This window comes from Marinomonas sp. CT5 (assembly GCF_018336975.1).
In the GTDB taxonomy this organism is placed as follows: domain Bacteria; phylum Pseudomonadota; class Gammaproteobacteria; order Pseudomonadales; family Marinomonadaceae; genus Marinomonas.
Genome location: NZ_CP025572.1, coordinates 152724 through 165285, shown reverse-complemented (window position 1 = coordinate 165285; position 12562 = coordinate 152724). Strand labels below are relative to the sequence as shown.

Annotated in this window: 11 protein-coding genes; 8 read left to right on the top strand and 3 right to left on the bottom strand. The window is 39.9% G+C overall.

What is annotated here, in order from left to right:
• Window positions 1-66 precede the first annotated feature (66 nt).
• Window positions 67-771 (top strand): GntR family transcriptional regulator, encoded by a 705-nt coding sequence (locus C0J08_RS00755; protein ID WP_212654241.1) that lies wholly within the window; start codon window positions 67-69, stop codon window positions 769-771.
• 271 nt (window positions 772-1042) lie between these two features.
• On the opposite strand, the gene C0J08_RS00750 is transcribed toward C0J08_RS00755, so the two are convergent.
• Both C0J08_RS00750 and C0J08_RS00745 read right to left on the bottom strand, forming a co-directional pair.
• Entirely contained in the window at window positions 1043-2008 is a 966-nt protein-coding gene (locus tag C0J08_RS00750) for a carbohydrate porin (RefSeq protein WP_212654240.1), read from the bottom strand.
• A gap of 319 nt (window positions 2009-2327) precedes the next feature.
• A complete protein-coding gene (locus tag C0J08_RS00745) occupies window positions 2328-4004 on the bottom strand; it encodes a GGDEF domain-containing protein (RefSeq protein ID WP_212654239.1) in 1677 nt (558 codons plus the stop codon).
• A 506-nt stretch (window positions 4005-4510) separates the two neighbouring features.
• On the opposite strand from C0J08_RS00745, the gene C0J08_RS00740 reads away from it, so the two are divergent.
• The 4 genes from C0J08_RS00740 to C0J08_RS00725 all read left to right on the top strand — a co-directional run bounded on the left by C0J08_RS00740 (window position 4511) and on the right by C0J08_RS00725 (window position 9241).
• A complete protein-coding gene (locus C0J08_RS00740; RefSeq protein ID WP_212654238.1) occupies window positions 4511-5761 on the top strand; it encodes a DEAD/DEAH box helicase in 1251 nt (416 codons plus the stop codon).
• Between the two features lie 151 nt (window positions 5762-5912).
• The gene (locus tag C0J08_RS00735; RefSeq protein ID WP_212654237.1) at window positions 5913-6989 is read left to right on the top strand and encodes a GGDEF domain-containing protein; all 1077 of its coding nucleotides are present in this window, start codon (window positions 5913-5915) and stop codon (window positions 6987-6989) included.
• 380 nt (window positions 6990-7369) lie between these two features.
• The gene (locus C0J08_RS00730) at window positions 7370-8290 is read left to right on the top strand and encodes a hypothetical protein (RefSeq protein ID WP_212654236.1); all 921 of its coding nucleotides are present in this window, start codon (window positions 7370-7372) and stop codon (window positions 8288-8290) included.
• A 93-nt stretch (window positions 8291-8383) separates the two neighbouring features.
• Window positions 8384-9241, top strand: coding sequence for a PA4780 family RIO1-like protein kinase (locus C0J08_RS00725; protein WP_212654235.1), 858 nt, complete (start codon window positions 8384-8386; stop codon window positions 9239-9241).
• 27 nt (window positions 9242-9268) lie between these two features.
• Here the strand turns inward: C0J08_RS00725 and C0J08_RS00720 are convergent, their stop codons facing one another.
• Complete coding sequence (locus tag C0J08_RS00720) at window positions 9269-9823, bottom strand: TetR/AcrR family transcriptional regulator (RefSeq protein WP_212654234.1); 555 nt, start codon at window positions 9821-9823, stop codon at window positions 9269-9271.
• 119 nt (window positions 9824-9942) lie between these two features.
• Between C0J08_RS00720 and C0J08_RS00715 the strand changes: the two genes are divergently transcribed.
• The 3 genes from C0J08_RS00715 (at window position 9943) to C0J08_RS00705 (ending at window position 12517) form a co-directional block, all read left to right on the top strand.
• Entirely contained in the window at window positions 9943-10440 is a 498-nt protein-coding gene (locus C0J08_RS00715) for an HPP family protein (RefSeq protein WP_212654233.1), read from the top strand.
• A gap of 193 nt (window positions 10441-10633) precedes the next feature.
• Window positions 10634-11317, top strand: coding sequence for a 7-cyano-7-deazaguanine/7-aminomethyl-7-deazaguanine transporter (locus C0J08_RS00710; protein WP_212654232.1), 684 nt, complete (start codon window positions 10634-10636; stop codon window positions 11315-11317).
• Between the two features lie 276 nt (window positions 11318-11593).
• On the top strand, window positions 11594-12517 hold the full coding sequence (locus tag C0J08_RS00705; protein WP_212654231.1) for a SphA family protein: 924 nt from the start codon (window positions 11594-11596) through the stop codon (window positions 12515-12517).
• The last annotated feature ends 45 nt before the right edge of the window (window positions 12518-12562 follow it).

The window sequence follows — 12562 nt, the reverse complement described above, 5'->3', positions numbered from 1 at the left end:
ACAGTACTAACATACATCTAACATGTCAATTTAATGTTTGCTACTTTTCTAACTTTGAGAAATACTATGTTGATGAAAACTCAGACGATAGATATGCAAACAACTAACTCTAAAATTAATGATGGTCCTCTATTAAGAAGGACGGCTTATGAACGAATTGAAGCGCTCCTCAATACTGGAGCACTAACTCCTGGCCAAATTGTTTCACAACGGGAATTAGTAGAACTTACTGATTCAACACTTGGATCTGTTCGAGAAGCAGTCTCTCGATTAGAGGCGGAGGGATTACTTCAAACCCTCCCAAAACGAGGACTGATGGTTCCCAGTTTAGACATAACATTTGTTCGTAATGCTTATGAACTGCGAAAGTTAATAGAAGTAGGCACTTTAGAAAGATCTGCAGCTGCGATCCCAAAATCCACAGTAGAAAGCTGGATAAAGCAACATGAAGAGCTTCTTGAACAAATTACGGATGAACAAGACAAAGCTATATTTGAAGTGATACAGGAACTCGACTGGACTATGCATTCAAAGATAGTCGGTGCAGGCAAAAATGCACTCGTTGATAACGTTTACCGAATTACAGCGATCAAAATTCGTATGGCAGTGCAATCCAGAATTCAAGTTACACCATTTAATGGACATCGAGTCATCAATGAGCACTTATCTTTTCTTCGCCCCTTAGCTGCTGGAAACTTAGAGCTATGTCGTATGAAGCTTGAACAGCACATCAACAACTCTTTGACATTAGCTCTTGGCGGAACAATTTAGTTTGAATAAAACACACAGATAGAGGCTAGCAGGCTAACAAAACTAGGCGGCCAATCAAGTTGTTTATAGCTTTCAGAGAGAATTGAAGGTTCAAGGGAAGTAGAAGAGAAATAAAACAAAATAAGCGCAGTGAAAAGCGATATCGTCAGAAAAGGGAATAACTTACGATATCGCTCTTTTTCAACTATGTGTTTCTATCAATAGCTTGATAAGAAGCAACGTCATCAGAAAAGGGAATAACTAACGACATTGCTCTTTTTATAACTATTTCTTAGAAGCCATAGTTAAAGCGAACACGCGCTGCAGTTATTTTATCATTTGCACCTGCAGCTAAATTATTGGCTTTGGAGTATGATCCAGCAAGAGTAACGGTTGCGTTTTCAATATCCAACACAGGCATAGTGTATGCAACATAAGTTGTTAGCAATGATGGATCATCGCCTGTCTTATTATCAACAGAAGACGAAATCAAACCTAAACCAAAGTTTCCGTAAGTCATGTTTGCGGTAACAGAAGTTACTTTATCGTCAGTTTCATCATTTTTACCAAAGGCTGCAGCAAGATTCACATTCGCTGCGGCAACATCAAAGTTAGCCGCTATTGCATAGCCGGACTTTTTCACTTTCTTCGTTGCAGTTTGGTCATAGTTAACACTTTCGTAACCAGCCGTAATCGTGGCCCCGCCAGCATTAAAAGTAACAGAAGGACGGAAGCCTGAAATCGCTTTGGTATCATCACCATCTACCGAACCGTAAATAGTATCAAGCTCAAACTTAACATTTTCACTAGCATTAAAGTGCAAAGCAAACTGACCAGCATCACCATCTGCACGACCACGAGCCCAATTTGCTTCATAAACACTTACATCAGAATCTATAGAAACATTTTCTACAACCGTGTCTTTTCCTTTAGGAAACAGGTTCACACCTTCAAAGCGACCGGCTTGTAGATCCCAAGCACTATTACCAAGTTGAATATAAGCATCATCAACAGATGTCGTACCATCGGTTTTGATCAAAGCCGTTCCTTTGCCTGCAAAGAAATTATCGCCAGAAATATGCTTACCACTAACGTTTAATGCGACACGGCCATCTTGCGAATAGGTAGAATCACCGACGGATTTAGAAATAGCATTGGTATTTAATTCGAAATCAGCGTCGAAGGAAGGAGCGGCTTGAACTGCACTGATAGATAGTAAACTTCCAACAATAGCAGTATGTAGAATTGTTTTTTTCATAATTTTCAGACCTGAATGTTGTTTTTATAATAAATAGAGCTTAACAAAAACGTGTGTTTTCGATCTCAATAATACATTTCAGTAACTTTATTACAACAAAGCAACAACAGGATTCTTTCTTATTTTTTACTTAATTTCATTAACAAATCTTAAAAATAACACAAGCTATTGTTTGTAAACGTTTTTTAAAAACAAAACATGAAGTCGAAAAAGTCAAATGCGAAAAAACAAAGAAATAAAATCTAAAAACAAAAGAAACTCAAAATATTATGTTTTTTAGCAACGTAATTATGAAAGTTTATTATCAAATAGCTTTCATTTATTCATTCCGAAAAGCACCATGAAATTTTTCAAAATACATGGCCTTATCCGCTCTGTGCAGGAGCGATTCCAATGTGTCATTTTTTTGAACAGAAGCACTCCCGACACTAAACTTCACAGTTACGTAAGCACCATTAACCAGGACCTTCACAGTGGCTTCAGTACTTTTTAGTCGTGCTGAAATGCTGTTTTGACTTTTCTCTTGCGTAACCAAAATCAGAAACTCATCACCACCCCATCTTGCTACCACACCGTCTTCACCAACAATATCCATTAGGTACGCGGCTATTTTTTGCAAAACAAGATCACCCACAGCATGGCCATATTGATCATTTATTGATTTAAATTCATTTACATCTAGATTAATTAAGCTAAAAGGTTGCTCATATTGTTGCCATTTTTGCATATACTCGACCATATGAGCTTCAAAACCACGTCGGTTATATAGCTCTGTTAAAGGGTCCAATATTGAAATTCGGCTTAATTCAGCCGTGCGCTCCGCCACTTTATCCTCAAGTTCATGCTGGTACTCTAAAAGCGATGTCGCCATAGTTTGATAGTGAGATGCTAATCGCTTGATTTCAGGTACAGCAAAACGGGAAAGAAAAGGGGCTCGGTCTTTATTGTTCGCTAAGGCCTGAATAGATAAGTCCAACTCGCCTAGTGGTTTGGTCACCATGACCGTCAATAACAAATGAACAATAACTAAGGCGCAAACAAGACAAATGAAAAACATCAACAAAAGCCCTGAGAATTCGGCTAGCGGTAGAAAGTTATCAATTTCAATGAAATTCACTTGAAACCAATCGATTTCAGGAATGTAAATCACACTAGCAAGCTGACGAACGCCATTTTTCTGAAGGGAATAGGTCTCAACTTGATTCGTTTCTTGCTTAGCTAATTCAAACCCTTGCTTGAGCTTCTTCCTAGAAATATCATCATCTAATAACTGAAAAATGAGCTTTTTATCCTGAGCTTGTTTGGTGACAGCTGCGTAATCAATCAATTCAGTTTTTTGATGGAGTTGGATAGAGCCTTCATAATTAGTAAAAACAATCGCGGAATAAATATCTTGTTTTTCAACCATTTGATAAAGAAAATCAGACAAGTCGAGCCCTGTACCAACGACACCCAATACATCATCACCATCGCGAATTAAAACATCACTCCAAAGCTTAACAAGACCTAGCTCAACATCTGGGTTCACATTCAAGTGTAGATCAAGTTTTTTTGCCATTATCTGATAAAACCAAGCATCCGCAGGCTTTGTTTCATCTAAGGTGTAACGATACAAATCCTGTTTTGAAGCTTCATTAGCGTCGCTGTAAAAATATTGTTCACTTCCTTTTAAAGCAATAAAGTAAGAATCATCAGAAAACCTATAACGAAAAGCCTCTGCATCTTTTAGCGCTTCTTGCTTTAGCCCCTCATCGAAAGGCTGCTTAGCCCAAGCTTTTAGTGATTCAAGCTGGGCAAACTCCTTGGACAACTTGACCTCTTGAATCAAAGGCAACAAGGTCCGAACCTTGTCATATTGGATTTGTTTTTCTGCGTATCTCTCTACCCAGCTGACAATAATGCCTTCCGCCATTACTCGCATCGACAGCCAAGCCAAGAAACAAAACAGCGCTAAAATTAAAGTGGTTAATAGCAAAAGTCGTGACTTAATTGTCATGTTTATAACATTCCATAAATCTAAATTAAAAAGCCGCTAACAAAACCCAACACAAGCTACGAAGGCATCCTTACAACGAAGAACATTAATGAAACACTATTACTCATAAAAATGTAGGTCAGTTTTGTAAATAAACCACTCTCCCCCTTTTCTTAAGGAAGATGCGAACAAGTCCTCTTGTCTCAGCATGTGGATAAAGGCCTGTTATTCGAGGCGAGTAGCGAATGTGAATAGTGGTTCTATTTTCGAGGTGCTCAACAGGCCATGCCCTGCGGGTCTTTCAGAGAAAACGCCACATGTCGTTGCGACTCTTTGAAAGGCACCTACATTCCTTCAGAGTCGCGCCTTATTTGACGATTTCTTTGAAAGACTGAGACTTAGTAGACTTATTCGTACCTTCCTTAACTAACGCTTAAATCTCTATCGCAGAAAATACTCGCTCTATGGCGACCTTAAAAAATGTTACCATTCTCTCCACAATCAACATCTTTAGACACGAGCCCACCATGAGTTTTGCATCCCTAGACCTTCATCCATATATTATTCAACGCGTCACTGAATTGGGCTATTCAGCACCAACGCCCATTCAGCTTGCCGCGATTCCAGTCGTTTTATCTGGTAAAGACGTGATGGCTGGTGCCCAAACTGGTACAGGAAAAACAGCGGCTTTTGCATTACCACTCCTACAAAAAATACAACTCGCCAAACAATCCAAAGACAGTGAAGACATTCAAGCACTGATATTAACTCCGACTCGTGAACTAGCTCAGCAAGTCCATGCCAGCTTTGAAAAATACAGTACAAACCTGCCAATAAAATCGGTTGTCGCCTATGGCGGTGCCAGTATAAACGTACAACTGGAAGCACTAAGGAAAGGCTGTGATATGTTGGTCGCTACACCTGGACGTTTACTAGAGTTAATCATGAAAGATCTGATTGATTTGAATGGCCTAAAAACCTTGGTGTTGGATGAAGCAGACCGAATGCTTGATATGGGTTTCATTATTGATATAAAGAGAATATTGAAAAAGCTCCCTGAATCTAGACAGACACTGTTCTTTTCTGCCACCTTTAATGATGATATTTTTGCGCTAAGCAAAAGCCTATTAAATAGTCCGCAATTAATCGAAGTCGATAGTCGTAATACAACGGCAACTAAGGTTGAGCAGACCATTTATGCCGTTGATCAAGATAGAAAAAGTGCGCTACTGTCTTTCCTTATCGGATCCAAGAATTGGCAACAGGTCTTGATTTTTACTCGCACCAAGCTGGGCGCAGATGAGCTAGCCAAAGAAATGCAAAAAGACGGCATTGCCACTCAAGCCATTCATGGTGATAAATCACAAGGGGCACGCGACCGTGTTTTAAGCGATTTTAAAGCAGGTAAAGTGCGGGCCCTAATAGCCACAGATGTTGCAGCAAGAGGTATCGACATAGAGCAATTACATTACGTTGTTAACCACGAACTTCCTTATAACGCAGAAGATTATATTCACCGAATAGGCCGAACAGGTCGCGCAGGAACCACTGGCCTAGCTATATCCTTGGTAGCAGAAAAAGAACACTATCTACTAAACGATATTGAAAAACTTGTTGGCGAACAATTCATACCACAATGGCTCCCAGGTTTTGAACCAGACTTAAACAAAATAATGAGTCCAAAAAAACGACGGGAACCGTCAAAAAAAGAGTTGAGAGCAAAAGCTCTTGGACTCACGTCTCCAAAAGCTAAAGCTCCAAAGAAAAGGCGTCGTTAGAGCTTAACTTTAGAAGCGCAACCTAGCAAAAACCGCCTTTGTAGCTCTTTTCTTTGTGACTCTCTTTTTCCAAAGAAATAAAAAGCAACGGACATTAAGACTTAAAAGTGCTATACAACCGAGCTTAATTGCTTACTTCGATAGATTAATAATGAAAAATACGAAACAACTTAATCAACAACCGCTTTCTGCGGCATCAATGTCACCGAAACTATTTCGTAAAATGCTCATTGTTGCTGTATTAGGTTTCAGTGCCATTTGGGGTATCGACGCTTCAAGCGGAATTATTTCTCATTTCGATGCTATAGCTTACCCAATCTGTATTAGTGCTTTTCTCTTTGTTTTCGTGCTCAGTATTGTTACTAACATCAACCACCAAAGCCTTCATTTCCTCACTTATTTTATTGTTGCGGGCTATCTAATTAGTACAAGCATTTGGCATCACATGGCTGAAAACGGCTTATTTTCAAATTCAGCACAGTGGTTAGGGTTAAACTATGTTATTGCTTACCTTTTTTTAGAGGTCAAAAAAGCCGCTCCAACAACCATCATTGTCTTCTTTGCCACTATCATTGGACATTACATTGCCATCATCCAATACCACACATTGGCTGATACCATTGGCGTGGTTCTCAATATAGCTATTGCTCACCTCATATACATATACTTGTTATGGACGGTGATTAAACTCCGAATTAAAACAGACCAAATCACAGAACGAGCAGACACTCTTGAGAACTTCGCCTACGTAGACTTACTCACTCGAATTTTAAACAGACGAGGGATAGAAAAAGTTTTTAATGAGCTAAACCTAGACTCAGAAGAACAACACAAGATATACGCCATATTAATAATTGATATTGATCATTTTAAACAGGTCAATGACACTTTTGGACACCTTGCAGGAGACCAGGCACTTACTCGCATCGCGGGTAAACTCAGCCGAACGGTCCATCCTAATGACGTACTGGGTCGTTGGGGTGGTGAAGAGTTTATTGTTTTAACGTTAAATAGAACGCCACAACAAGTTATGGAGCTAGCTGAAAAAATAAAATCGGCCGTCAGCAACCTTACTTTTGATGATATAGATTCCATTACTGTCAGCATTGGTATCGGCTACTCCTATGAAGCGACCTCGAAAGAAAATGTCTTCAAAATTGCGGACAACCACCTTTATATTGCAAAACAATCTGGCCGAAACACCATACGCTCAAGTATTCCCTCTTAATAAGAAGCTCTTGCTCAATCAAGCTCCCACGTTTCTCCCCTCCCTCACTAAAAACCCTATCTTCACTCGCTTAAAAGCTCTATCTTCACACACTTAAAAGCACCACTAGCAAAAACGCATTGTCGATCCCCCCTTCCCCCAACAAAACGTCCACATAAACCATCATCGAATACGTCACTACAGCACTTAAAAACAATAATAGTCACAACCAACCCGACACTTTATCACTCATGATTAAAAGATGCTTACAGCTATTTTGATCAATAAATATACTGTAAATTTATTGTAAGGTCACAAAAATACACGTAGTATTTACGGAACACTCTACACAGTAATTATTCGTTTTTTATAATTAAAAAAGCTAAAAAGGATTAAACCGCATGATTAGAGGTAATAATGAGTATCTTGATGCAACGTCCGAAAGAGAATGTGCTTTTTATGCCGACTTTTTAGTAAAAAACATCCGCAGTGCTTCGGCTAAAAATTTACGTGGAGAATCCCAAGTCGAGCGTTTAGAAAAACTAAACAACGAATTGCAAAACTTAATTAGTAAAAATCGCGCCCCGCAAAACTTCGCTAGCCAAATGCGTTCGGCATTCAAAGCAACGCAACTTCCTATTAGTTATTTTCGTTGGCTAGATAAAAAAAATGAGCGCCTTTGTAATTGGGCTTGGTGCTACTTAAAAAGCCATTCTAAAAAGCCAAATACAGACGAAGAGCAAACGGACAATATTGAAAACTCATTTTTATTGCTCTATGAAAAAGCATTCAATACCGAAAGAGAGAATTCAGCCGATAGATACAACGACGTCATTGATGCTTTTTACCTTGGAGAGGCAGACTCTCAGCAGCAGGAAGCGCTTTTAGAAAAACTAAAGGATAAATGGCAAGACATTCGCTTCAATGAAACTCTGGTCAACTGGCTTGAAGATAATAATCCTGCTCAATGGATTTGGACATGGTCTTATCTGCAAAATATCACGCAGCGACCTCTTGAAAATGCTTGGATTCCTACCACAGCAGTAGAAAAAAAAGCCGCGGTTATTGCTACTATCGATTTATCTGATAACGTAGACCGTAAGGCTTTAATCATTGATAAAATGAAGAAAGCATGGAGCCAGAAAAAGTTTCGTGAGAAGTCGAGTGGAAAAAAGCCTTATAGCATTAGCATGACACTTAATACTAAGCAGAAATTAAATGCTTTGGCTGAAGAAAATAATATGAAAATCAATGAGATGGTTGAGTATTTAGTAAGGAATGAATATAAAAAGCGAGATTCAAATAAATCGTCTTCTTTATAACAAGATAGAAATGTTTTCGCTACATCAGAAATATAGGTCATTTTCTACTTCTGATAGTTTCATTTGTCATCTAATCACTGTATAACGAGCCGCATGAAAATCCCTAAAAGAATACAACCTCTCATCGAAGATGGCTTAGTAGACGAAGTTCTTCGACAATTAATGAGCGGAAAAGAAGCGACTGTCTACGTGGTGCGCTGCGGATCAGAGATCCGTTGCGCAAAAGTGTATAAAGAAGCTGCCAAGCGTAGCTTTAAGCAGGCAGTTCAATACCGCGAGGGTCGAAAAGTTCGCAATAGCCGTCGCTCTAGAGCAATGGAAAAAGGCTCCAAGTTTGGCCGAGATGAGCAAGAAAACCTTTGGCAAAATGCAGAAGTCGATGCCCTATACCGCTTGGCCGCGGCAGGGGTTCGAACCCCGACGCCTTATGGCTGCTTTGACGGTGTCTTATTAATGGAACTGGTGACCGATGATAATGGTGAAGTCGCCCCACGTCTTAATGATGTCGTCCTGACAGAAGAGCAAGCCAAGCACGATCATGACCTCATTATTAAAGATATTGTTCGCATGTTATGCGCCGGCTTGGTTCATGGCGATTTGTCTGAATTTAACGTGCTGGTCGACTCTAACGGCCCAGTTATTATTGATTTGCCACAAGCCGTCGATGCCGCCGCCAACAATAATGCCGAATGGATGCTAGAGCGCGATGTGAACAATATGCGCAACTACTACGGTATGTTTGCACCTGAGCTGCTTGAGACTCAATATGCGAAAGAAATTTGGGCGCTCTTTGAAGCCGGAAAGCTAACACCACATACAGAACTCACGGGGTTATTTGAAGACCCCACCGAAGAAGCCGATGTGGATGCCGTATTACAAGAAATTAAAGAAGCCTTTGAAGAAGAACAAGATCGCTTAGCTCGCATTAGAAACAGCGATACCGAAGATTAAAAGCCAAATAGGTACAGTTTTTCTACTCTAACCTAAGAGAGTAACAGCCATAGCTTTTGCTCTCTTAGCCGCATCTAGGTCACCCGAAACATACGCTTGAGCAATCGCCCCTTCTTTTAACACACTAATACTTTGCGCTACATCGGCAAGATCCAGTTCTGATACACATCCAACAAGATGTGCCTGAACAAAAGACGTAATATTCTGTTTATGTCGCTGACATAACCCATTTACAATATGATCAGAAAACTCTCCATTGGCCTTTACAAAGAAACAGCCTTTAAAAGGCGATAACACCTCAACTCTATCGTGAAACCAATCATCAAGCGCATCAAACAAAGCTAAAACAGCGGCTTTTCCCTCGCCAGACGCCATCATTCTGGATGTTAACCAATCCATAAAAACTTGATCTTGGTAAATCAACACAGCCTCAACTAAGGCCTCTTTACTACTAAAGTGGTGATAAAGGGTTTTTTTTGCCACTCCAGATTCCTGCAAAATCTGGTTAATACCAACCGCATGAATGCCATGCTGATAAAAAAGTTTGAACGCTGTATGAATTAATAAATCAGGTTTGTTCACTTCATCCCCCTTGGTAAAAAGAATATTGACATAGGTGAACAGACTTGTCTACCATTGAATAGACAAATCGGTCTACTTGAATTTATGCTGATTAAAACCTGCTCTAGAGGAGCCTATTCATGCTATCTAATTTTTTCACTTCATTTTATCAATCTCGTTTTTGTGCAACTTGCTTAGCAGGGATGGGAGCCACTCTGTGTATTTTTCTCATTGCTCAAGGAGCTCAACTTGCACCTGAATATCTTGGAATTATGGCGCCCTTTGGCGCAACTATGGTCATTCTTTTTGCCTTACCCAAAAGTCCATTAGCTCAGCCAAAAAACATTCTAGGGGGTCACTTACTAACAACCTGCATAGGGTTAATTACCTTACAATTCTGGGATATCACGCCATTCACTATGGCACTGAGTGTTGGGCTAGGCGTTTCCTTGATGATGCTGACCAATACCTTGCATCCACCAGCAGGTGCAACCCCTCTTGTCGTTTTATCATTAAAAGTGTCATGGGGCTTTTTGTTTTCTCCTGTCTTATCAGGATGCTTACTGATTATTCTATTTGGATGGTTTTACCATAACTGGATATCACGAATCGGGTATCCGCTAAAAACAAAAAATTAGCGCCTTAAGCACCGTTCTTTAGACATTTTTGTCTTTCCAGGCACTATTTTTTAATGTTGGCGCTTTTTTAACCAAATGATTCATGTATAATTCTGCCCCGCATTTTAATGCGACATAACTGGAAGTTCGCTTTTTAAAGGCGAATGAGAAAATTTGGGTTCCCTCACCCCAATCAAACGAAAAAGGTCACAATATGAGCACGTTTACATCTGAGCAAAAAAGCAAGGCCCTGTGGTATCTTGCGATATTTCACTTACTAATCATTGCTTCAAGCAATTATCTAGTCCAAATTCCCTTCACGGTATTAGGATTTCATACCACTTGGGGAGCATTCACTTTTCCTTTTATCTTCTTAGCGACCGACCTCACGGTAAGAATCTTTGGTGCGTCACTAGCAAGAAAAATTATCTTCTTGGTCATGATTCCATCGTTAATCGTTTCTTACGTTTTATCGGTAGTCTTTGCTCAAGGGGCATTTCAAGGCTTCGGGGATTTGTCATCGTTAAACACCTTTGTTGGACGTATAGCTATCGCGAGTCTGATGGCCTACTTACTAGGTCAAGTACTAGATATCCAAGTGTTTAACCGCCTACGCCAATTAAAACAATGGTGGATTGCCCCTGCAGCCTCAACATTATTTGGTAATGGATTAGACACATTGGCCTTCTTTGGTATTGCGTTTTATCAAAGCCCAGACCCATTTATGGCACAACATTGGCAGGAAATTGCCTTAGCGGATTTTGGTTTTAAACTCATCATTAGCCTTGGTCTATTCATTCCTATGTATGGCATGTTATTGAATTACTTAACAAAACATATCACAGCGATCAAACCAGACTTTCATGTGCCAAGCGTACAAGGAAATAGTGCGCTATAAAAATTGACGTTATTTAAAGAAAACGATGGAACTCTTACTGTTTGCTAAGATATTCCATCGTTTTACATTCCTCCCAAAACACCCTCTTTTCATTACTGACCCAAAATAACATTCTGCAATAATTCTTCTTTTAAAAACCAACAATTCATCCGAACGGGATATTTAGTTGAAAATATAAACAATTAATTTTACCAACTATCCTAAATGGGATATGAATTAATACATAACTCTAGGCATGCTTCTTTCGTACAACTAATAACAATAAAAGAGGAATGTATGAATAGATTTAAATTAAGCTCAATCGTTAGTATTAGTGCAGGTCTTATACTATCGGGCTCGGTACTCGCAACTGAAAACGGTGCGCCAAGTACTGCTCCAGGTATTTATGGTTTTGGAGCTGGTTATATGCCTCCAGCGACGGACGTAGGTACTTTTGCGATAAGGGCCTCAATCTACAAAGCGAACAAAAATTTAGATGGCAGTGGGAACGACAAGTTAACGGACTTTTCTCAAACCGTAAAAGCTCTTTCACTCACTTACATCAAAATGACCGACACACAATTTCAGGGTGCAACCTATGGGTATGGTATTGTTGCTCCGTTCCTAAATCTCGACATTGATGGCACAGTGCCAAGTGCCAACATCAAAGTTGCAGGCTCAGATTCAGGCATCGCAGATATTCAAATTATTCCTTATATCCTGCAGTGGCACCCGTCAGCAAATTTAGCGACCAATACTCAGCTACAAATACAAATCCCAACAGGCCATTACGATAAAGACGAGACAATCACGACAGGGCTCAACCACTGGACGTTTTCGCCTGCGTTTAACTTCACCTACACAACAGACAGTGAGTTTGAAGTTTCTTCAAGCTTCCAGTTAGACATCAATACCGAAAACAAAGACACAGATTACACAAGTGGTATGGAATACAGACACGAGTTTGCCATTGGCCAACACTTTGGCGATTGGACCGTTGGACTAGGTGGTTTTTACTACAAGCAGCTAACTGATGATAAAGGAAAGGCAAGCAGCAACATAGTGAATGGAAACAAAGCCGAAACCGTTGCATTAGGACCAGAACTTAGCTTCTTCCGTCCAGGCCTACCTATTGTCTCCTTCCATGCTTACAAAGAGTTTAAGGCGAAAAACCGCACGCAAGGCTACACAGCGGCCTTGTTAGTATCTCAGAGCTTCTAAACTCTGATCAATCATGATGACGACAATAGTTATCCCCTTTTCTAT

Coding starts and splice junctions, on each gene's coding strand:
- C0J08_RS00755 (WP_212654241.1), top strand. CDS start 67: ATGTTGATGAAAACTCAGACGATAGATATGCAAACAACTAACTCTAAA.
- C0J08_RS00750 (WP_212654240.1), bottom strand. CDS start 2,008: ATGAAAAAAACAATTCTACATACTGCTATTGTTGGAAGTTTACTATCT.
- C0J08_RS00745 (WP_212654239.1), bottom strand. CDS start 4,004: ATGACAATTAAGTCACGACTTTTGCTATTAACCACTTTAATTTTAGCG.
- C0J08_RS00740 (WP_212654238.1), top strand. CDS start 4,511: ATGAGTTTTGCATCCCTAGACCTTCATCCATATATTATTCAACGCGTC.
- C0J08_RS00735 (WP_212654237.1), top strand. CDS start 5,913: ATGAAAAATACGAAACAACTTAATCAACAACCGCTTTCTGCGGCATCA.
- C0J08_RS00730 (WP_212654236.1), top strand. CDS start 7,370: ATGATTAGAGGTAATAATGAGTATCTTGATGCAACGTCCGAAAGAGAA.
- C0J08_RS00725 (WP_212654235.1), top strand. CDS start 8,384: ATGAAAATCCCTAAAAGAATACAACCTCTCATCGAAGATGGCTTAGTA.
- C0J08_RS00715 (WP_212654233.1), top strand. CDS start 9,943: ATGCTATCTAATTTTTTCACTTCATTTTATCAATCTCGTTTTTGTGCA.
- C0J08_RS00710 (WP_212654232.1), top strand. CDS start 10,634: ATGAGCACGTTTACATCTGAGCAAAAAAGCAAGGCCCTGTGGTATCTT.
- C0J08_RS00705 (WP_212654231.1), top strand. CDS start 11,594: ATGAATAGATTTAAATTAAGCTCAATCGTTAGTATTAGTGCAGGTCTT.